Source organism: Pseudoalteromonas sp. APM04 (assembly GCF_022809815.1).
Taxonomy (GTDB): domain Bacteria; phylum Pseudomonadota; class Gammaproteobacteria; order Enterobacterales; family Alteromonadaceae; genus Pseudoalteromonas; species Pseudoalteromonas marina.
The window spans coordinates 2,913,744-2,934,332 of the sequence record NZ_CP094441.1 but is presented as its reverse complement, the minus strand read 5'-3'; the positions used below and the strand labels follow the sequence as shown (position 1 = coordinate 2,934,332).

At 40.3% G+C, this 20,589-nt stretch carries 19 protein-coding genes; 4 read left to right on the top strand and 15 right to left on the bottom strand.

Annotation, left to right across the window (positions count from 1 at the left end):
• Positions 1-115 precede the first annotated feature (115 nt).
• Positions 116-2,785, bottom strand: a complete 2,670-nt coding sequence (locus MTP24_RS13585; RefSeq protein ID WP_243531663.1) for a bifunctional acetate--CoA ligase family protein/GNAT family N-acetyltransferase — start codon at positions 2,783-2,785, stop codon at positions 116-118.
• A gap of 113 nt (positions 2,786-2,898) precedes the next feature.
• On the opposite strand from MTP24_RS13585, the gene MTP24_RS13580 reads away from it, so the two are divergent.
• Positions 2,899-3,615 carry an SIMPL domain-containing protein gene (locus tag MTP24_RS13580; protein WP_010556584.1) on the top strand — a complete coding sequence of 239 codons (717 nt, stop codon included), beginning with the start codon at positions 2,899-2,901 and terminating at the stop codon, positions 3,613-3,615.
• A 135-nt stretch (positions 3,616-3,750) separates the two neighbouring features.
• Here the strand turns inward: MTP24_RS13580 and MTP24_RS13575 are convergent, their stop codons facing one another.
• The 8 genes from MTP24_RS13575 to MTP24_RS13540 all read right to left on the bottom strand — a co-directional run bounded on the left by MTP24_RS13575 (position 3,751) and on the right by MTP24_RS13540 (position 10,807).
• Complete coding sequence (locus tag MTP24_RS13575) at positions 3,751-4,419, bottom strand: hypothetical protein (protein WP_243531661.1); 669 nt, start codon at positions 4,417-4,419, stop codon at positions 3,751-3,753.
• Between the two features lie 114 nt (positions 4,420-4,533).
• Positions 4,534-6,366, bottom strand: a complete 1,833-nt coding sequence (locus MTP24_RS13570) for a DUF885 domain-containing protein (protein ID WP_006793198.1) — start codon at positions 6,364-6,366, stop codon at positions 4,534-4,536.
• An 84-nt stretch (positions 6,367-6,450) separates the two neighbouring features.
• The gene (gene hemW / locus MTP24_RS13565) at positions 6,451-7,587 is read right to left on the bottom strand and encodes a radical SAM family heme chaperone HemW (RefSeq protein WP_243531659.1); all 1,137 of its coding nucleotides are present in this window, start codon (positions 7,585-7,587) and stop codon (positions 6,451-6,453) included.
• Entirely contained in the window at positions 7,584-8,183 is a 600-nt protein-coding gene (locus MTP24_RS13560) for an XTP/dITP diphosphatase (protein ID WP_243531657.1), read from the bottom strand. Before MTP24_RS13560 ends, hemW begins: the two co-directional genes overlap by 4 nt.
• A gap of 4 nt (positions 8,184-8,187) precedes the next feature.
• A complete protein-coding gene (locus tag MTP24_RS13555; RefSeq protein ID WP_008132403.1) occupies positions 8,188-8,634 on the bottom strand; it encodes a DUF4426 domain-containing protein in 447 nt (148 codons plus the stop codon).
• 59 nt (positions 8,635-8,693) lie between these two features.
• Complete coding sequence (locus MTP24_RS13550; RefSeq protein ID WP_006793194.1) at positions 8,694-9,227, bottom strand: YggT family protein; 534 nt, start codon at positions 9,225-9,227, stop codon at positions 8,694-8,696.
• Between the two features lie 27 nt (positions 9,228-9,254).
• Positions 9,255-10,076, bottom strand: a complete 822-nt coding sequence (gene proC / locus MTP24_RS13545) for a pyrroline-5-carboxylate reductase (RefSeq protein WP_006793193.1) — start codon at positions 10,074-10,076, stop codon at positions 9,255-9,257.
• Positions 10,077-10,093: 17 nt separating this feature from the next.
• Positions 10,094-10,807 (bottom strand): YggS family pyridoxal phosphate-dependent enzyme, encoded by a 714-nt coding sequence (locus MTP24_RS13540; RefSeq protein ID WP_138529107.1) that lies wholly within the window; start codon positions 10,805-10,807, stop codon positions 10,094-10,096.
• A gap of 2 nt (positions 10,808-10,809) precedes the next feature.
• Here MTP24_RS13540 and MTP24_RS13535 point away from each other — a divergent pair, with 2 nt between their 5' ends.
• Positions 10,810-11,850 (top strand): type IV pilus twitching motility protein PilT, encoded by a 1,041-nt coding sequence (locus MTP24_RS13535; RefSeq protein ID WP_006793191.1) that lies wholly within the window; start codon positions 10,810-10,812, stop codon positions 11,848-11,850.
• A gap of 9 nt (positions 11,851-11,859) precedes the next feature.
• Positions 11,860-12,990, top strand: a complete 1,131-nt coding sequence (locus tag MTP24_RS13530; protein WP_138529105.1) for a PilT/PilU family type 4a pilus ATPase — start codon at positions 11,860-11,862, stop codon at positions 12,988-12,990.
• Between the two features lie 73 nt (positions 12,991-13,063).
• On the opposite strand, the gene ruvX is transcribed toward MTP24_RS13530, so the two are convergent.
• The 6 genes from ruvX to MTP24_RS13500 form a co-directional block, all read right to left on the bottom strand.
• Positions 13,064-13,513 (bottom strand): Holliday junction resolvase RuvX, encoded by a 450-nt coding sequence (gene ruvX, locus MTP24_RS13525; RefSeq protein WP_006793189.1) that lies wholly within the window; start codon positions 13,511-13,513, stop codon positions 13,064-13,066.
• 128 nt (positions 13,514-13,641) lie between these two features.
• Positions 13,642-14,199 (bottom strand): YqgE/AlgH family protein, encoded by a 558-nt coding sequence (locus tag MTP24_RS13520; protein WP_008132397.1) that lies wholly within the window; start codon positions 14,197-14,199, stop codon positions 13,642-13,644.
• Positions 14,200-14,369: 170 nt separating this feature from the next.
• On the bottom strand, positions 14,370-15,320 hold the full coding sequence (gene gshB / locus MTP24_RS13515; protein ID WP_008132396.1) for a glutathione synthase: 951 nt from the start codon (positions 15,318-15,320) through the stop codon (positions 14,370-14,372).
• Positions 15,321-15,396: 76 nt separating this feature from the next.
• Positions 15,397-16,131 carry a 16S rRNA (uracil(1498)-N(3))-methyltransferase gene (gene rsmE, locus MTP24_RS13510; RefSeq protein WP_006793186.1) on the bottom strand — a complete coding sequence of 245 codons (735 nt, stop codon included), beginning with the start codon at positions 16,129-16,131 and terminating at the stop codon, positions 15,397-15,399.
• A gap of 88 nt (positions 16,132-16,219) precedes the next feature.
• Positions 16,220-16,696 (bottom strand): hypothetical protein, encoded by a 477-nt coding sequence (locus MTP24_RS13505; protein WP_006793185.1) that lies wholly within the window; start codon positions 16,694-16,696, stop codon positions 16,220-16,222.
• A 73-nt stretch (positions 16,697-16,769) separates the two neighbouring features.
• A complete protein-coding gene (locus MTP24_RS13500) occupies positions 16,770-17,663 on the bottom strand; it encodes a hypothetical protein (RefSeq protein WP_138529104.1) in 894 nt (297 codons plus the stop codon).
• 77 nt (positions 17,664-17,740) lie between these two features.
• Here MTP24_RS13500 and glnE point away from each other — a divergent pair, with 77 nt between their 5' ends.
• Complete coding sequence (gene glnE, locus MTP24_RS13495; RefSeq protein WP_243531655.1) at positions 17,741-20,533, top strand: bifunctional [glutamate--ammonia ligase]-adenylyl-L-tyrosine phosphorylase/[glutamate--ammonia-ligase] adenylyltransferase; 2,793 nt, start codon at positions 17,741-17,743, stop codon at positions 20,531-20,533.
• Positions 20,534-20,589 lie beyond the last annotated feature (56 nt).

Here is a 20,589-nt window from a genome sequence, read left to right as displayed (position 1 = left end):
AAAAATGGTGTTATTAGCCCTTTTGAGCACAGTGCACGTTAAGTTGTTAAAGCAATATTATAGCGCCTTACTGGTTTTAGGCGCTCTGAACATAACGTAAGTTATTGGGCTGAGTTTATTTTGTGTTGAGCACCATGTTAATGCTGCCTTCTTCAAAATCGCGGCTTACTTTAAAGCCCAACTTGCGGGCAAGTTCAATCATACCTGTGTTTTCTGGTAGTGTTATACCTTCAATCCATTCAACGCCTTGGCGTTTACAATGGTTAATTGCAGCATTCATTAAAATTCGACCTAGCCCTAAGCCCTGGCAGTCAGAACGAACCACAATAGCAAACTCGGCATGCACGTTGTCGGGATCCATAATCACACGCGACACCCCTAAGGTACGTGTTTTTCCCTCTAAGCGTTGGCAAACAATAAACGCCATTTCTCGGTCGTAATCAATTTGAGTCATTTTAGCAAGTTGATCGTGGTTAAATTGAGGTAACTCGCCAAAAAAGCGTTTGTAACGATCATCTTTATTGAGTGATTGATCAAATGCCTTATGGGCTTGTTCATCTTCAGGCTTTATTGGCCTAAGCGTTGCTTGAGTATTATTTTTTAGCGTTACTATTTCTACAAGATCTATAGGGTAGGGGCGAATACATAACCGTTTGCGGTTACTTTTTGACTGGTATCGATTTAGCGTTATGGTGGCATCAAGTACTAAAAATTGCCCGTTACTTGCAAGTATTGGGTTAAGTTCCATTGCGCTAATATCGGGTTGATCCACAACGAGCTGTGAAATACGCGTGAGCAACGCACATAAACGATATTTGTCGACCTTTTCAGGTAAAATGCGATCTTTTAATACGCCTTTATCATGTGCGGCAGCAATTAAATATTTAGCCAAGTTCATATTAAGTGGAGGGAGAGCCACTGCCGCTTGAGCGTACTCAAGCCCTGTACCTGCCTCACCAAGTAAAATAACGGGGCCAAAATTAGGCTCTGTTTTAATTGCAATCCGCAGCTCGTTTGCACCTGCACGCGGTGCCATTTTTTGGAGTGAAAACCCATCAATAGTGGCATCCGGATAAGTGTTTTTAATACGAATAAGCATCGCAAATGCGGTTTGCTCAACTTCATTGGCATCGTTTAGATTTAAAACCACGCCGCCGACTTCAGACTTAGAAGCAATACTTGGGCTTATAAGCTTAAGCGCAACGGGAAAACCAAGCTCTATTGCTTGCTCTTTTGCCTCAGTGGGTGTGTACGCCACTTTAGTTTCAATACATTCAACACCATAGTGGCTTAGTACTTGGCTTGCATTATGAGTGGGTAGATAGGTTTGTTCTTCATCTAAATATTCAGTTATTAACCTTGTGGCAGCAGCTTTGTTTATTTTTCCATCGTCAGTGTTAGACTCTGGCGTTTGCGTTAAATGTTTTTGGTTTCGACGATACGATACCAAGTGCATAAACGCACCGACAGCGCCTTCAGGTGTTCGATAAGTAGGAATTGCATTGTTAGCGCATATTTTTCTGGCTGCGAATGAAGCATCTTCACCCATAAAGTTGGTAAACACATAAGGGCGAGCCATTTTGGGCAACGTTTGCAGCGCTTGAACAATAACACTGGCATAGTCTTCACTTGGAGCCAGTGCCGATGGGGTATGTATTATCAATAAGTTTTTTACTTCTTTTGCATGCAATAATATTTCTAATGCTTGTTTGTAACGCGCTGGTGCCGAGTCACCAAAAATATCAATCGGGTTGGAGGTTGCTTCTGAGCGGGGAATAACATGATTAAGCGCACTGCGTGTTTCACTACTAAGAACTGCTAATTTCCCAGATCGTTGAATTAGCTCATCGACCGCCATAACACCCGGACCTCCTCCATTTGTTAAAATAGTGAGCTGTTCAACTTGCAATAATTTTGGGTGCATGGCGAGCGTTTGTGTTGCAGCAAATAGCTCTCGTAGGTCGTTAACGCGCAGCATACCCGCACGTTGAAATAACGCATCGTATACGGCATCAGAGCTTTGTTTTCCACCGGAATGGATCTCTGCAGCAAGAGCGCCAGCATTTGTCTTTCCTGTTTTTATGGCAATAACAGGTTTACTAAATGCAGCCGCTCTTGCGGCCGAAATAAAGCCACGGATGTCTTCAATGTTATCAATATAAAGTAAAATAGCTTTAGTTTTTGAATCACGCCCTAAAAAGTCGAGCAGCTCATCAAAATCAATATCTAAACACCCTCCCACAGAAACAAAGTACGAAAAGCCAATATCTTTATTTTTAGCCCAATCTAAAATAGTGGAACAAACTGCTGCAGATTGCGACACAAAGGCAATTTTACCTGGGCTTGCCACTGTATGAGAAAAGCTGGCATTTAAGCCAATATGGGGAATTAATAGCCCTAAGCTATTAGGGCCTAATAAAGTAACGTTGTGTTTATGGGCGCATGCTTTTAGCGCACTTTTTTGATCGTTCGTTAAGCCATCGGCAATAATAATAGCGCTTTTACAGCCCAGCTCGCCTAGTTGGCTAATAATGTCGAACAGGGTATTTTTATTGGTACAAATAACGGCAAGGTCAGGCACTTTAGGTAGATCATTAATACACGGGTATGCAAGTACGCCATGAACAGCGCTATAGCTTGGCGTTACAGGCATGATTGGTCCTTTAAAACCGCCTTGTAATAAATTACGCATAACGACAAAACCGGCACGAGAGGCATTATTTGACGCGCCTATCACTGCCACTGAGCTTGGATTAAAAAACTGACTAATTCGCTTTAGGCTCATTGCGTTTCCTTAGCTTTAAAATTTTGCGTTATACATTGTCTCAATGTACCCTGTTTAACAGGTTATTTCGAGTTTATAGATACGTATTATTGATATCAATCAAGGAGTTTACTGTGATTAAAACACCTGGTTTTCACACTGTGCTGGCGGCTATTTTTTTAAGCCTAGGCTTAATTAGCTTAGGGTTTATTTTAAAAAGTGCAGCACTAAATGTAAAAGAAATGGAGCGTACAGTACAAGTTAAAGGATTAGCAGAGCAAGAGGTGATTGCCGATACTGTTATATGGCCTTTGCAATTTAGCGATGCAGATAACGACCTTGAAAAGTTGGTAAATAGGGTTGAGAAAAAAAACGCTGCCGTGATCGCATTTTTAAAACTGCATGGTTTTGATGACGCCGAAATATCACTTGGTAGCCAATCTATTGTTGATAAACAGGCGCGCGAGTACGGCAATGAAAACCAGCAATTTAGGTACATTGTTCGTTCAAATATGACCGTTTATTCTAGCGCTGTAGACAAGGTGCAAAATGCGCTGAGCAAAGTAAGCCAATTAGCTAAACAAAATATTGCCATAGTACAAGATAGTTACGAAACACGTGTTGAGTATATTTTTACAGGGCTAAACGATGTGAAACCGGCCATGGTTCAACAAGCAACTGAAAAAGCCCGCGAAGTAGCTAACAAGTTTGCTAGGGATTCCAATTCAAAACTAGGAAAAATAAAAACAGCTCGCCAAGGGCAGTTTAGTATTACTAATCGCGATTCAAATACACCACAAATAAAAAACGTAAGAGTAGTAACCACTGTTGAATACTACTTAAACGACTAGGATCTATTTATTATTCTAGGTTAAATTTATAGCGGTGTGTTTAGTATTTATGTAACTCATTAGGTTACAAATTTGGTACCTTGGTAAAATAGTTACTCGATTAGCCAACGCTTAATCTATCAAGGTTCTCACGTCCTAAACCGCTTTAACTAAATGTGCAACTTGCGCGGTTGAACGTTGCAGGTATGCAGCACTAAGTAAAATACTGGTTTCGTTAAGATCTGTTCCTTTTAATATATTTACCAAGTGCTGTTTAGCTGTTGGGTTTTGTTTTTGTTCTATTTCCATCAAGGCTAACAGTGCTGAAAATTCATGCTTAACCGGCGTGCTTGGTTTATTTGCATACGCAATATAACAAGCAACAGGTGTTAAGCCACGAGCATTGGGTTGGGCAAGCGCTTTTACTAAGTCATCGTTAGACTCAAATAACATTAATGAGCGTATATAGTTAAATGCCAGCTTTTGGGCATTAGCGTGTTTAAATACAGTGTGTAACACATTATTGCCTTGGGTATCTTGTGCCAAGAAGCCCTTATTTTCTCTAAGCGCAGGAGTAAAAAACGTCAAGGCATCTGTGGTTGTTAACTGATTAATAAAAGGTGCAGGTGGGGTATTGCTTGCTAAAATACGTGTTGCTACATTTTGCATAAAATCGTACTTAATACTCATACGCAAAGCGCTTTCGTATAGATGATTAAGCTGCTGTGTTTGTTGTGATTGGTTTAACTGCTTAAAGTCATTATCAAGTTCATTTAATTGATGCTTTGAAATACGTGCGTTAAGTAACTGTATGCATAACTCCATAATTTTTGCGCCTCTTAAATACCTTTTTGTTTAGCTTAACCTATTATTGCCAATTGGTACAAAATACAAAAAAGGCCGCATAAGCGACCTTTTAGTGAGCTTTATAAATTGGGATTAAGCTTTTTTGCTTGCTACCCATTCATTTACAAAGTTTTCTAGTACGTTAAGTGGTACTGGGCCATTTTTTAGCACTACATCGTGGAATTGACGAATATCAAACTTGTCGCCAAGTTGCTTTTTAGCGTCTTCACGTAGTTCTAAAATTTTCAACATACCTACTTTGTAAGCCGTTGCTTGCGAAGGCATTACAATGTGACGTTCAACCATTTTAACGCCGTCAGAAGTGGCATTAGGGGTGTTATTCACGTAGTAATCAATCCCTTCTTGGCGAGTCCACTTCATTGCGTGAATACCGGTATCAACCACTAAACGGCACGCGCGCCATAATTCCATAGAAAGACGACCAAAGTCTGAGTATGGGTCTGAGTACATACCCATTTCTTTAGGTACAAGTTCAGAGTATAAACCCCAACCTTCAATGTAGGCTGTGTAGCCGCCAAATTTACGGAACTTAGGCACACCTTCTAGTTCTTGCGAAATAGCTATTTGCATGTGGTGACCCGGAATACCTTCATGGTAAGCCAGTGCTTCCATTTGGTACGTTGGCATCGCTTCCATGTCGTAAAGGTTTGCGTAGTAAATACCTGGGCGTGAACCATCTGGCGCAGGCTGTTGGTAAAATGCTTTACCCGCCGCTTTTTCACGGAAAGCTTCAACTGCTTTTACTTTAAGGTCGGCTTTTGGCTTAACAATAAATAGCTCATCAAGACGCACTTTCATTGTGTCGATCATAGCTGTTGCTTCGTCAAGGTAGCGCTGTTTACCCTCTGCTGTATTTGGGTAGTAAAATTGCTTATCAGTTTTCATAAACTGCATAAACGCTTTTAAGTCGCCTTTAAAGCCTACTTTATCTTTAATTTCACGCATTTCGTCATGTATACGGCTTACTTCTGATAGGCCAATTGCATGAATTTCTTTTGCAGTTAAATCAGTGGTGGTTGTGCGTTTAAGTGCATTATTGTAAAAGGTATTACCTTCAGGTAATTTCCAAGCACCATCACGGTCGTCAGCACGTTTTTCAAGTTGTGCTAGGTAGTTAATAAGCTTTGAGTAAGCTGGTTTAACTGCCGATTTTAACGCGTCAGTTGCCTCATTGATAAGTGCATCTTTCTCGTCTTGGCTGATTTCAAGTGCCGTTACTTTGCGTTTAAAGTCTGCTAAAAGTGTTGAATCGTCACCTTTTTCAAATGGTGCACCTTGAATAATGTTTTTGCTTGAATCAATAACATGTGGAAACACAAACTTAGGCGCAATAATGCCTTTGTCTGCTCGTGTTTCTAAATCAGTTACCAATTGGTCAAATACCGTAGGCACCCCATTTAAACGCGAAATGTAGTCTTTTGCTTCTTTAACATTACTAATTGAATGCTGATTTATTAAAAATGCAGGCACCATAGAGTGTGTACCAAACATTTGGTTTACAGGGTAGTTGTGGTAACGCCATTTAAAGTCAGCAATTGAGCTTTCTAAGTCTTGTTTTTTTAAGTCGTAGCTTACTTTAGTTGCATCGTCTAGCAGGTCGCGGTTAATCGCGTTTAGGGCAACTAAGTCGGCTTTAGTTTCAGCGAGGTCTTTGAGTTTTTGCTCTTCGCTGCCGTCATCCCACTTATCGTAATCTTTTTTAATACCCATGTAAGTTTGGTAAACCGGGCTGCTCATCACATCACGGTTAAAGGTATCTTCAAAAAACGCATTGGCTTTGTCAATTTCGCTTTGTACAGGTTGCGCTTGTACAATTGGGGTGGTTACAGATTGTTGTGGTGCTTGTTGGCAACCAGCAAGGAGTGCAACACTCACAGCTGCTGCAATAAAGGTAAGTTTACGCATTGTTTTCCCTTTTGTTGTTAGAAACCCATTAGGGTATTTTAATTTTTCATGTATTCGCTTACATGACGTATAACGCCCAATGCATTATACGAACAATTCTAGCAGGTCATTTAAAAAGCGATGCCCTTTAAGGCTCACTTGCCAGTGACCGTCTTTTTCTATTAATAAACCGGTGTTTATGGCTTTATTTAAAGCTGCTTGTTGGCTTTGCAATGGCTGATTAGTTAGCGCACTGTAGTCTTCAATCGGGCATGGTTCGACAAGGCGAAAGCGATTCATAAAAAACTCGAAAGCTAAATCGTCTTGCTCAACGTGCCAGCTTTTATACAAATAAGGCTTTACCATATCCATGTAGCCACGGGGATGTTTGACCTTTTCAGTTCGGGTAATTATGCCGGTTTTTGCATTGGTAACCTTACCATGAGCACCACAGCCAATCCCCAGATAATCGCCAAACCGCCAATAATTTAAGTTATGTTGGCATTGATAGCCCGGTTTTGCATACCCTGAAATTTCGTATTGTATATAACCTGCTTCTGCAAGTAGTGCTTGGCCTTGTTCTTGAATATCCCACAGAGTTTCATCTTGAGGAAGTGTTGGCGGTTTAGATGCAAACTGAGTATTAGGCTCTATGGTAAGTTGGTACCACGAAATATGTGGCGGATCGAGGGCAATAATTTGCTTTAAATCACTTAATGCATCGTCTAGGGTTTGCCCTGGTAAGCCGTGCATTAAATCAAGATTAAAGCTATTTAAACCAGCCTCCTTGGCTTGCTCTGCTGCATGGGTCGCCTCGTTAGCACCATGAATGCGGCCAAGCGCTTTTAACTTGTCGCTTTGCAGGCTTTGTATGCCAATTGAAATGCGGTTTATACCTGCTTTTACATACTCTTTAAATCGGCCCGTTTCTACTGTGCCTGGGTTTGCTTCGAGGGTTACTTCACAGTTATCGGCAAGGCCTATAAGGCTATCTACTTCGTTTAGTAGGCGTGTATAAGCATCACCGGTCAATAAACTTGGGGTACCGCCACCAATAAATATACTGTGAATTTTTCGCCCTTCAACTAAGTGTAAATCGGCTTTTAAATCGTCTATTAAATGCTGAACATATTCGGCTTCTGGTATGTCGCCTTTTTGTCCATGGCTATTAAAGTCGCAGTAAGGACATTTTTGAACGCACCAAGGTACGTGCACATATAAACTTAGAGGAGGAAGAGTCACAGGCCGCCTTTTAGTTGTAGCTCATTTAGCAAAGCTTGTAGTGCTTGACCGCGATGGCTCACAGCATTTTTTTGCTCTTTGGTTAACTCGGCGCTGGTACAGTTTTGCTCTTCAACAAAAAATACCGGGTCGTAACCAAACCCGCCTTCGCCATGTTGGGTTTGTGTAATTTCGCCTTCCCAGCTTGCGCTGCAAATAAGCGGGGTAGGGTCATCGGCGTGGCGCATTAATACTAATACACACCAAAAACGCGCTTTACGATTTGGGTTATTACCTAAATCATTAAGTAGTTTATCTATGTTGTCTTGATCGCTTGCGCTCTCACCAGCAAAGCGAGCAGAGTAAACCCCCGGTGCACCATTTAAACCATCAACCTCTAAGCCGGAATCATCAGCTATGGCTGGCATACCCGTAATTTTAGCTGCATGACGGGCTTTAATAATAGCATTTTCAACAAAGGTAGTACCTGTTTCGGCTACTTCGCCAACGTTAAAATCACTTTGTGGAACTACATTAATATTAAGTGGGCTTAACATGTTGGCCAGCTCACTTACTTTGCCAGGGTTACCCGTGGCAAGGACTAAAGTTTTGTTCATAATATTATTTATCTACGTAAAATTTTTGCTGAAATTGCAGTGTTTGAAATTGATTACTTTGCTGTATTTCAATTTCAAAGCGCAGTATTTCTTCGTTTGTAAAATCGACTTGGGCAAGGTAATAAATCGACTCGCCTTCAATTACTTCTTTAAAGTTAAGCGTTTGTTTGTTGCCAAGTAGGTTTCTGGCTGTGCCAGATAACTTGGCCTTTTGAGCTGTATTGCCTGTATTGTTTTTTAACACAGAAATATTAACAATCCCTTTATATCCACTGCGCTCAAGCCCATAAGCCTTGGCAATTTGTGGCTGAATAAAGGTTGATGGAAAAGCAATGTAATGTACTTGCCACGGGCCAAGTTCTTTATATTGCCCGCCCAATGTTTGTTCGCTGTGTGCGTTAAATGCGAATGTTAAACAAGCAATAAAACAAAATTTAATTAATCGATTCATTGTTCACTCCAAAAATATAAAAAAGAGGCCATAAGGCCTCTTTTACTTAAAACAAAAGCTTAAGCTAAAAAGTCCATTAACAGCATTTGCAAAAACTGAATACCAATAATTAATACAAGTACTGATAAATCTAACCCACCCATTGGTGGAATAATTTTACGAAGTGGCTTGAGCATTGGCTCAGTAAGCTGGTGGAAAACCGCTTCAATAGGGTTGTAGCCTTGGCTTACCCAGCTGAGAATTGCGCGGATAATTAATACCCAAAATACTAAGTTTAAGCCTTCTTTTATTACGGTAATTAGAGCTTGAATAAACACGGGTTGCGCAGCCCATGCGCCGTAAATTACCAACATTAAAGTACTAATTTTGGCAATAGCTACAATAAATGCCAGCAATAGTGAGGCTAGATCAAGCCCACCTAACCCGGGTATAATTTTACGTAAAGGGTTGACTGCAAACGACGTTGCTTTAACCACAAATTGGCTCATTGGGTTGTAAAAATCGGCTTTTGCCCACTGTAGCCAAAAACGCAGTAGTACCACCATTAAAAACAAATCAAACAGAGTACTGATCAAAAATTGCATGGCATTCATAGTGTAACCTTTAATAATAAAGTAGTTTTAAAGTTCTTTTTCCATTTGCATCGCGCGAGCAATACACGCATCCATCGCATCGCCAACGGTTTTAGTTAAGCCTTCGTCTTTTAAATGCTCAACTGCGGCATGTGTAGTACCGCCTTTAGATGTTACGTTTGCGCGTAGCTGAGAAATGCTAATTTCTGGTTGGCTTAATGCCATTTCTGCTGCGCCAAGTGCTGTTTGTTGTACTAAACGACGAGCATCTTCATCATTAAAGCCAAGCGCTTTTGCTTTTTCTTCAATGGCTTCCATAAATAAGAAAAAGTAAGCTGGTGATGAACCTGTTACTGCAATGATATCGTTAATTTGCGCTTCTTGTTCGACCCACACCACAATACCTGTGCACTCAAATACTTGTTGAACAAATTCATGTTCTTGCTGCGTTTCGCCAGCGCCAAATAAGCCTGACACGCCACGCCCTAATAAAGACGGCGTATTAGGCATGCAACGTACAATTTTTACATCTTGCCCTAACATTTCGCGCAAGCGGCTTACTGTTAAACCAGCAGCTACTGAGATAAATAGTTTATTACTGAAATCGATGCCAGACTCTTGAAACGATTTACATAAATCGCCCATCATTTGTGGCTTTACAGACAAAACAATTACATCAGCATCGCGTAGGGCTTCGTTATTGTCACTGGTGGTTTGCACCTTGAAATCGGCTGCTACCTTTGCAAGCTTTTCTTGGTTGCGGTTAGTCGCAATGATGTTGTTTGCGTCAAAGCCGTTTTTTACCATGCCACCAATAATAGCGTAGCTCATGTTACCTGTGCCTATAAATGCGATTTTTTTATCTGACATAAATCTGTTTTTACCTTTTAAGTTCGTGTTCCAAAAATGTCTGTTCCGATCCTCACCATAGTTGAGCCTGCACTAATTGCGGCTTCAACGTCATTACTCATACCCATAGATAGAGTGTCTAACTGTGGATATTGGGTCTTTAGTTTATCAAAGCAAGTTTGTAATTGCTCAAAATATTGAGTTTGTGTAGTTGGATCGTCACTTTTTGCAGGAATAGCCATCAAACCACGTAATCTTAACTGATCACATTGGCTAATAAACTCAGCAAGACTAGCGATGTCATCCGGATGACAGCCCGACTTTGCCTCCTCGGCGCTAATATTTACCTGAATAAGTACATTAAGTGGTGGTTTACTGGTTGGGCGCTGAGCGTTGAGGCGTTTGGCTATTTTGATTCGATCGACGCTTTGTACCCAATCAAAATTTTCTGCCACTAAAGCACTTTTATTTGACTGGATAGGGCCAATGAAATGCCAAATGATATCGCTATATGTGTGCAGTTGAGCTATTTTATCTACAGCTTCTTGAACATAAGACTCACCAAACTGGCGTTGGCCATAATCGTAGGCAGCAACGATATCGTCGCTAGGTTTGGTTTTAGACACCGCCAGCAAGGTTATTTCATCTTTGCTTCTGTGCGTGTTTTTTGCCGCGTTTGAAATTCTTGCGTAGGCGCAAGTGAGTCGTTCTGCTATTGTAACCATATAATTATCAGCCAGTTGTGGAGTCATAAATGGATATTACCGAATTATTAGCGTTTAGTGTGCAACACAATGCATCCGATTTACATTTATCGTCGGGTGTTTCACCTATGATACGCGTAGATGGTGATGTTCGCCGCATTAATATACCAGCCCTTGCAGATAAAGACGTAAACAGTTTAGTTTACGATATTATGAATGATACTCAGCGCAAAGATTACGAACAAAACCTTGAGGTGGATTTTTCGTTTGAGGTTCCTAATCTTGCTCGCTTTCGTGTTAATGCCTTTAATTCAAACCGCGGTCCCGCGGCAGTATTTCGTACTATACCGAGTGAAGTATTAACACTTGATGATTTAGGCGCGCCAGATATTTTTAAAACAATATCAGACAACCCGCGTGGGTTAGTGCTTGTTACCGGGCCAACAGGGTCGGGTAAATCAACAACACTTGCGGCCATGGTTGATTACATAAATCAAAATAAGCATCATCATATTTTAACGATTGAAGATCCAATCGAATTTGTTCACGATAACAAGTTAAGCTTAGTTAACCAACGTGAAGTACATCGTGATACACACAGTTTTTCAAACGCACTACGTAGTGCGCTGCGTGAAGACCCCGATGTTATATTAGTGGGTGAGTTGCGTGATTTAGAAACTATTCGCCTAGCGATGACCGCTGCTGAAACCGGTCATTTAGTGTTTGGTACGTTGCATACAACCTCAGCGCCCAAAACCATTGACCGTATTATTGATGTATTCCCTGGTGAAGAAAAAGCAATGGTACGCTCTATGTTGTCTGAGTCATTGCGTGCGGTTATTTCACAAACACTCCTTAAAAAAATTGGCGGTGGGCGAGTGGCTGCTCATGAAATTATGATTGGTGTACCCGCCATACGTAACTTAATTCGAGAAGACAAAATTGCACAAATGTACTCGTCTATTCAAACGGGGGCATCAATTGGTATGCAAACAATGGATCAATGTTTAACAAACTTAGTTAACCGAGGCATTGTGACCAACACCGCAGCGCAAGCTAAAGCGCAAGACAAAACACAATTTGGTGGTTAAGGAATTAGAATGACTTTATCTTTAAACCGTTACTTAATCACTATGATTGAGAAAAAAGGCTCTGATTTATTTGTATCTAGCCGTTTACCTGTTAGTGCAAAAATAAACGGTGAACTAATTCAATTGGACGATGACAAACTCACTGACGAAGAGTCTTTGCAGTTGGTTGAGTCTGCGATGAGCGAAAAGCAAAAAGCGGAGTTTCATGCTACTAAAGAATGTAACTTTGCTATTGCAACCGACGAAGGGCGTTTTCGTATTTCTGCGTTTTGGCAGCGCGATAGAGCAGGTATGGTTATTCGCCGAATTGTGACACAGATCCCTGATATCAGTGATTTGGGCCTACCCTCGACACTCACCGACGTCATTATGGCTAAGCGCGGTTTAGTTTTGTTTGTTGGTGGAACAGGAACCGGTAAGTCGACCTCATTAGCAGCCCTGATTGGCTACAGAAACCGAAACCAACGAGGTCATATTTTAACAATTGAAGATCCTATTGAGTTTGTTCATGAGCACCGCAAAAGTATTATTACCCAACGCGAAGTAGGGCTCGATACAGATAGTTTTGAGTCGGCGCTTAAAAGCTCATTACGTCAAGCTCCTGATGTTATTTTAATTGGTGAAATACGCTCGCAAGAAACCATGGAATACGCATTAAGCTTTGCTGAAACAGGGCATTTATGTGTGGCTACACTGCATGCCAACAATGCCAACCAAGCCATTGACCGTATTATGCATTTGGTACCAAAAGAAAAGCATGACAAGCTTAAATACGATTTAGCACTTAACTTACGTGCCATTGTAGCTCAACAATTAATACCTACCTCAGATGGCGAAGGACGCGTTGCCGCAATAGAGATATTACTTAATTCACCTATGGTGGCAGAGCTGATTAAAAACGGCGATATTGGCGGCATTAAAGAGGCTATGGCTAAATCTAACGATATGGGCATGCAAACCTTTGACCAAGCCCTTTTTGAGTTATACAGGCAGCAACGTATTAACTATGCAGATGCATTGCATCATGCTGACTCACCAAATGACTTACGCTTGATGATTAAACTGCGCAATAACGAACAACAAGGTGCGGGCTTTTTACAAGGTGTCACTATTGATGGAATGGGGGATGACGATAACTAATTAGTTATTGTTTTTAAAAAAGCGCGACTTTCCAGCCGCGCTTTTTTAGTATTTAACACACCTAATTACAGCGTTACTCACCGTAAAATGATTCAAAAAAACTTTCTAAAATAATTACCGCAGACATATTATCTACATTTCCTTTACCTAAATTTTTATAACCACCTTGCTCAAATAAACGGGCTTTTGCGTCAGCAGTTGTTAGGCGCTCATCTTGTGTTTGTACAGGAATGCCATAGTGATTATGTAACCTGTTAGCAAACTTTTTAGCTTTGAATGTCACCTCTTGTGAAGTGCCATCCATATTAAGCGGTAAACCGACCACCATTAAATCTGGTTGCCATTCGTTTACTTGTACTGCGATATGATCCCAGTTTGGAATACCATCTTGCGCTTTTACGGCCTTAAGGCTTGATGCGCTGCCGGTGAGTTCTTGCCCTACGGCAATACCAATACTTTTAGTGCCAAAATCAAATCCCATTACGGTGCGCTCGCCTTGTGGCTTAAATGTTCTTTTTGTCATTGATAATGTTTTACTTAGGCTGCTTTTCAAGCCGTTATGTTAAAGGTTTACATAAAAAAATTCACTTGTAATAGCGTATCTATTTCCAAGTGAATTTATATTATGAACTTAATTTAGAAAGGGGATATTTAAGCATGCCCGGCTTCAGGGCTTAGTTGGCCTATATCAAAGCCAAGCATTGAAACGGCTTTTTCCCATCGTTTTTCAGCGGGCGTGTTAAAAATAATGGCCGGATCTGCTTCTATAATTAGCCAGCTGTTATCAAGCAGTTCTTGTTCTAATTGGCCTTGTTCCCAACCTGCATACCCTAAGGTGATAATAAACTGCTCAGGGGCATGTGCTGTCGTTAAACTTGCTAGCACATCTTTGGAGGTGGTGATCATAATATCACTACTGAGCTTTTGGCTTGAGGTATACCCGAGCTTAGGGGAGTGAAGCACAAAACCTCTATCTGTTTTAACTGGACCACCTGCAAACACAGCCACTTTAGCTGCTTGCTGGGTTTTGTCGTTATCGATTTCTATTTTATCAAGTAGCTCACCAACGGTTACGTTGATGGGTTGGTTTATCACCAATCCCATTGCCCCATCTTCATTGTGCTCGCAAATATACGTAACAGCACGTTTAAAAAAAGGGTCTTGCATTGACGGCATGGCGATTAAAAAATGATTTTCTAATGACTGCATAGATTTCACCCTTTCAGTTAATGAATTTTGAGTATGGCACAACCCTGTATTTTATAACTAAATAAGTTAACTGATTTTATTAAAATATTAATACAGCAAGTGCTGCATTAATATTTAAACGTTAAACGCATTGTGTTCAGTCACTTTAATTTATTTAACCTGAGGCTAGACTATTTAGCTAATTTTCTCTCAATAGCATCAAAAAGAATACCTGTGATTGATATATCATACGCGGCTTCAATTTCACGCACACACGTAGGTGCTGTTACGTTAATTTCGGTTAGTTTGTCGCCAATAATATCAAGGCCAACAAATACAAGGCCTTTTTCTTTAAGCGTGGGCGCAACAGCCTGTGCAATTCTCATATCTGACTCGCTCAATGGGCGAGCTTCACCACGACCGCCTGCGGCTAGATTTCCGCGAGTTTCACCGTTTTGTGGAATACGCGCTAAGCAGTAGGGAATGACTTCACCGTCAACCACAAGAACGCGTTTATCGCCTTGTGTAATAGCAGGAACATAATTTTGTACCATGGCATAGCGGCTGCCATGCTCGGTTAGGGTCTCGCAAATAACACCTATGTTTGCATCATCTTCTTTAACACGAAAAATAGATGCGCCGCCCATACCGTCAAGTGGCTTTAAAATAATGTCTTTATGCTCAGCTAAAAATTCACGAATTTGTTTTTGGCTGCGCGTAACTAAGGTATCTGGCGTGTGTTCGCTAAACCATGCAGTAAACAGCTTTTCGTTAGCATCACGCAAGCTTTGTGGTTTATTAATAATTAACGTGCCTTCATCTTCAGCGCGCTCTAAAAGATACGTTGCGTAAATGTATTCAGTGTCAAACGGCGGATCTTTGCGCATTAAAATTACATCAAGATCGGCAAGGGCAATGGTGGTTTTTTCTTCTAGTTCGTACCATTTTTCTTCGTTGTTAAATACACGCGCTTTGGCAGCGGTGGCATAAGACTTACCTTTACGAAGTGATAAATCATCCATCTCCATATAGTAAATTTCGTAGCCACGCTCTTGCGCCTGCATCATCATTGCAAAGCCGGTGTCTTTTTTGATGTTAAACCCACTAATAGGATCTGAAATAATACCTAATTTAATTGCCATGCGCTGTGCCTTAATCTATGTGTAATTACTACTAGAGTTTACTAATAGCTTTGATATGAGGGTGTTTTTAGCTATTTCAATTAGCTAAATCACCAAATTGTAGCTGTAATGCACTTAAGACCGTTAAAGCGGCGGTTTCAGTTCGTAAAACACGTGGCCCTAAACGAATATCAACAAATTCTTGTTGTTTAGTTTGTGCCATTTCTTCGTCAGTAAAGCCGCCTTCTGGGCCGACTAAAAACCGAACGCCATCTTCAGGTACAGTAATGGTTTTAATGCTGTGTTCTGCGCGAGGGTGAAGCGTGAGCTTTATCGCGTTAGTTGATTGCTCAAGCCACTGTTTTATGTCTATAGGGGGGTGAACAACCGGTACATAATTTCGCCCCGACTGCTCGGCTGCCGCAATCGCTATTTTTTGCCATTGTTGATGCTTTTTATCAAGGCGGTCGCCAATGAGCTTTACGCCACAGCGCTGACTAAAAATAGGGGTGATTTCGGTAATACCTAACTCAACTGACTTTTGAATTGTAAAGTCCATTTTATCACCACGCGATACGCATTGGCCTAAGTGAATTTTTAATGGTGATTCTACGTCGTGAGGATTAAACTGCTGTGGCATAACCACTACATTTTTTTTACTCACTTCTATAATTTCACTTAGGTATTCACCACCTTCGCCATTAAAAATAGACACATGTTCGCCTACTTTCATGCGAAGTACTCTGCCTATGTGGCCAGCTGCATCGTCATCGAGTGACACGGGAGTGTTTAGTGTAATAGAAGACGCTTGGTAAATATGAGGAACTCGCATGTGATTTCACTTATAAGTTGGCGATAAAGTTATATACCACTATGTTAAGTAAGCTGCGAGCTAGGTGCAATTATTTATTGTTTATTGTTTATTGTTTATTAAGTAACTCTGTTAACTCAATTATATCGACTGATGTATCGGCTATGTCGGTGTGACAAGATAGGTGGTTTGAAAAGCCTTCGTCTTTTACAGGGCTAAAAGCAAAACCACTTTCATCTTGAGTGACTAAAAAACGTTTTTCATGCAGTGAGTTATAAATAAAACGTTGTTTTTCATCAGCCAGTAAATAATCGGTTTGATTAAACAATACACCTTTAATGTCGTGATGTTCATGCAAATAACTGGCAAGCTCAGAAACGCTAATTTCGTTTTCAAAATCGCAATAACAATAATCTTTAATGAGTTCATCAAACATCATTTTAACTAACTGGCGAGTATTGGCACCTGCAATGACTAAGGTACTTGGGGCATCTCGCTTTGCACTATTAAAATAGTGACCAGCAAACGCTCTGCTAAATTCGTTATCTATATCGATTAATAGATAGTTAGTAACTTCAAATGGCATAATGTCCCAGTGCAATTAAGCAAAGTGTTTTGTAAGCAAGTTTTGTGTAAGCCCAAGCGAAAAGTGTTTAATGTTAAATAGAAAACATGCTAATTAGTAAATAGCCTATTGCACAAAAAACAGCAAATTCAATACAAGCAATACCTATGTTGTCTTGATGATCAACTTCAAGTGCTGCATCAATATTGGGTAGTGATATTTTTTTTACAATAAATGTTAACGCATACAACAGTATCCACATTACACCGCAATGCATTACCAGTGTAAATAGGTTTTCAACCATTTTACCGTTTTGAAACGTAGCACTCGACAAGCCTGCATACGAGGCAAGCGCTAAACCAATTGATTTACCAGCATAGCGAATACCAATAGAGGTATTTTCTAAATTAAAATTACTTTGTAGCGAAGCGCCTTGATTGGCTTTTGCAAAACGATGTTCGCGTATTTTACTATCAAGTGCAAACATACCTTGCAGTAAAAAAAAGCTGACTAACGCGATTAATAAGTTACTGAAGCCTTGAGTGTGGGTCCATGTGTAAAGGCCTAAGGTCATAATGAAATTAGCTATTAGCATGCCAGAGTCTACTAAGGCGGCGCATACATTTTGTTTTAAAATGGCCGCTTCTTCGTTAAAACGATGCAAAATCCACTTACGGTGAATCAAATGTCCCACTTTTATAAATGAAAACAACAGCAACACTAATATCGCTACTTTAAGTGGATTAGATTGTGCGGTACTTACACTTATTTCATCAAATAAAAAGGCAATAGTTGCAATAACAACCGAAATCTCTGAAGCAAAATTGATCCCCATGGCAAAGTTATCATGCTGGGCTAATTCATCTTTAAGCGCTTGTTTTAATTTAATTTGAGTTATTATTCTTAATGAAAAAATAGTTAAGCAAATAACAACAAAACTAATAGTAATCGCAACAAAACTAGTGTTAGATAAAGATAAATATGACATGGTTGTCCTAATTAGAGTTAACCTTAAAGGTTTTAATCATTCTAGTACGGTTACTGATGATATAAAAGAGAGGATTGATGAGTAACGCAATACAACTTCCTATTCAATTACAAAAACTTGGGTTAAAGCGCTATGAGCAGCTGTACCCGCAGCATCCTATAGAAAACGAAGTTGTAAGGTTATTAGCGTTAAGCGACTTTGCTTGGCGCTGTATTCAGTCTCAGCCTGATTTAAAAAGCGGGTTACTATGTGAAGACGAAATTAAAAGTAGAGACATACTTTCCCCCTTCGAAAACTTAACACTGGCAGATATAAACGAAGCACAGTGTCATCAAATACTTCGCAAATATCGTGAAAAATACTGGCTTAAAGTCGCTTTTTTAGATTTATGTTGTGAAAACCCAATTGCAGATAGTATTGAGTATATTAGCCAGCTCGCTGATAAGTTAATTCAAAGCGCTAACGAGTGGGCCCATGCGCAGGTGGCCACACTTAATGGTGAGCCTGTAGATGAGCAAGGGCAATCTTTGCCTTTAATGGTACTTGGTATGGGCAAGTTAGGTGGCAAAGAACTTAACTATTCTTCAGATATCGACCTTATATTTGCATACCCTCGAAGTGTTAAAACTCAAGGCGGCCGAAAAAGTATTGAGGCGCAGGTGTTTTACACAAAAGTGGCTCAAAAGTTAATAGCAGCACTTAACCAAACAACAGGGGATGGGCAGGTATTTAGGGTTGATATGCGCCTTAGGCCATTTGGTGAAAGTGGCCCATTGGTCATGAGTTTTAACGCTATTGAAGATTATTACCAAGAGCAAGGGCGTGATTGGGAGCGTTACGCCATGCTTAAAAGTCGTTTAATTGGTAGGCCCAATCACTATTGGGATGAATTTAATCAATTGCTTAAACCTTTCGTATACCGACGCTATATTGATTTTTCAGTTATTGAATCGCTTCGTAAAATGAAACTCATGATTGCGCAAGAAGTTCGCCGTAAACGTTTAACCAATAATATAAAACTGGGGGCTGGCGGAATACGAGAAGTTGAATTTATTGTTCAAGCACTACAAATGGTACGCGGCGGGCGAGAGGCTAATTTACAGACGCAATCATTACTTAATGCGTTAAACCAGTTAGCACTAAACCAAGTTATTGATGACGACGAAGCAAAAGAGCTGAAAGGTAATTATCTTTATTTACGAAAAGTAGAGCAATACCTGCAAATATTCGACGATCAGCAAACACAAACTTTGCCTGATGATGAAATAAACCAACAACGATTAAATTACCTATTATCGCAATCAGACTTTGCAGCGTCAGTAAATGAAATTGAGCAGGTAATGGCGCAGGTGCACAATGAGTTTATACAGGTAATAGGGGAAGAAACAGAGCCTCTAGACACGTGTGAAGGTACATTTATAAGTGCGTGGGATCATTGTGATGTCAGTTTTTTAAATGAACCTAAAGACGAATGGCAAGAACCATTGCAAGACTTTAAATTACGTTTATCTAAAGTAAAAGTTGGAAATCGAGGGCGTGAGATTCTTGATAAACTCATGCCAGCCATGCTTAAACAGCTAAGCGACTTTAATGCCAGTGCCATAGTATTTGGTACTGTGTGCCAAATTCTTAATAAAATTATTTCGCGTACTGCCTACTTAGAATTGCTATATGAAAACCCTGGCACGTTAAAGCAGTTAGTTTCTTTGTGTTGTCATAGTAAGTGGATTGGCGAGCATATTTCTCGTTACCCAATTTTGCTTGATGAATTAATTGACCCTGCCGTGCTTTATAAACCAACACCACTTAGCGCTTATAAAGACGAAATACGTCAATATTTTTTACGCATAGAGCACGACGATTTAGAGCTACAAATGGAGTCGTTAAGGCAGTTTAAACAAACTCATCAATTACGGATAGCTGCCGCAGATGCCACTGGCGTTTTGGATGTTATGAAAGTAAGCGATCACTTAACCGCATTGGCAGAAGCCATAGTCGAGCAGGCTGTAAACATTGCATGGCATAACACGGTAAAGCGTTTTGGCATGCCGCCAAACACTGACAATGAACACAAGGGTTTTGCCGTTATTGCCTATGGTAAAACGGGTGGTTTTGAAGTGGGCTACGACTCAGATTTAGATCTTGTGTTTGTTCACAATCACGATGGCTCGAGTCAAACCAATGGCGATAAAGCGATTGATTCTCGGCAGTTTTATTTAAAACTTGCCCAACGTTTAATGCACTTATTTAATACGCGAACGGCGTCGGGTATTTTATACGAGTTAGATACACGTCTTCGCCCAGAGGGTGCTTCGGGTTTACTTGCTATCAATTTAGAGAGCTTTAATCACTATCAACAAACACAAGCATGGACATGGGAGCATCAAGCGCTGGTTCGTGCTCGTATTATTTTAGGTCAAAATGAGTTAGAAGAACGCTTTTCGCAAATACGTAAAAATATACTTTGCCAAGCGCGTGAAACGGCTGTATTAAAAGATGATGTCATTAAAATGCGAGAGAAAATGCGCGGCCACCTTGCAAAAGGGAACACGCAGTTATTTGACCTAAAACAAGATGCTGGTGGCATGGCCGACATTGAATTTATTACACAATACCTTGTTCTTAAAAATGCACACGATAGCGAGCAACTAAGTGTATTTTCAGATAATGTAAGAATACTTACTGATGCTGCTAAAATAGGCTGTATTACAAAAGAGCAAAAGCAGCAGTTAATTAAAGCGTATATTGACTACCGTTCGTGTTACCACGTACTCAGCTTAGATCAGCAAGGAAAGTTAGTTGAACGCGAGCAGTTTTTACAAGACATCAATAATGTGACTGCCATTTGGAAAGCGGTTTTTGAGCTGTAGGATTTGTTCAATCACATTTATTTGCTTTATAAGCAAACACACTCTAAGTGATGTGC

Excerpts from the sequence above, each read along its gene's own strand:
- MTP24_RS13585 (WP_243531663.1), bottom strand. The coding sequence starts at position 2,785 with ATGAGCCTAAAGCGAATTAGTCAGTTTTTTAATCCAAGCTCAGTGGCA.
- MTP24_RS13575 (WP_243531661.1), bottom strand. The coding sequence starts at position 4,419 with ATGGAGTTATGCATACAGTTACTTAACGCACGTATTTCAAAGCATCAA.
- MTP24_RS13570 (WP_006793198.1), bottom strand. The coding sequence starts at position 6,366 with ATGCGTAAACTTACCTTTATTGCAGCAGCTGTGAGTGTTGCACTCCTT.
- MTP24_RS13560 (WP_243531657.1), bottom strand. The coding sequence starts at position 8,183 with ATGAACAAAACTTTAGTCCTTGCCACGGGTAACCCTGGCAAAGTAAGT.
- MTP24_RS13555 (WP_008132403.1), bottom strand. The coding sequence starts at position 8,634 with ATGAATCGATTAATTAAATTTTGTTTTATTGCTTGTTTAACATTCGCA.
- MTP24_RS13550 (WP_006793194.1), bottom strand. The coding sequence starts at position 9,227 with ATGAATGCCATGCAATTTTTGATCAGTACTCTGTTTGATTTGTTTTTA.
- proC (WP_006793193.1), bottom strand. The coding sequence starts at position 10,076 with ATGTCAGATAAAAAAATCGCATTTATAGGCACAGGTAACATGAGCTAC.
- MTP24_RS13540 (WP_138529107.1), bottom strand. The coding sequence starts at position 10,807 with ATGACTCCACAACTGGCTGATAATTATATGGTTACAATAGCAGAACGA.
- MTP24_RS13535 (WP_006793191.1), top strand. The coding sequence starts at position 10,810 with ATGGATATTACCGAATTATTAGCGTTTAGTGTGCAACACAATGCATCC.
- MTP24_RS13530 (WP_138529105.1), top strand. The coding sequence starts at position 11,860 with ATGACTTTATCTTTAAACCGTTACTTAATCACTATGATTGAGAAAAAA.
- ruvX (WP_006793189.1), bottom strand. The coding sequence starts at position 13,513 with ATGACAAAAAGAACATTTAAGCCACAAGGCGAGCGCACCGTAATGGGA.
- MTP24_RS13520 (WP_008132397.1), bottom strand. The coding sequence starts at position 14,199 with ATGCAGTCATTAGAAAATCATTTTTTAATCGCCATGCCGTCAATGCAA.
- gshB (WP_008132396.1), bottom strand. The coding sequence starts at position 15,320 with ATGGCAATTAAATTAGGTATTATTTCAGATCCTATTAGTGGGTTTAAC.
- rsmE (WP_006793186.1), bottom strand. The coding sequence starts at position 16,131 with ATGCGAGTTCCTCATATTTACCAAGCGTCTTCTATTACACTAAACACT.
- MTP24_RS13505 (WP_006793185.1), bottom strand. The coding sequence starts at position 16,696 with ATGCCATTTGAAGTTACTAACTATCTATTAATCGATATAGATAACGAA.
- MTP24_RS13500 (WP_138529104.1), bottom strand. The coding sequence starts at position 17,663 with ATGTCATATTTATCTTTATCTAACACTAGTTTTGTTGCGATTACTATT.
- glnE (WP_243531655.1), top strand. The coding sequence starts at position 17,741 with ATGAGTAACGCAATACAACTTCCTATTCAATTACAAAAACTTGGGTTA.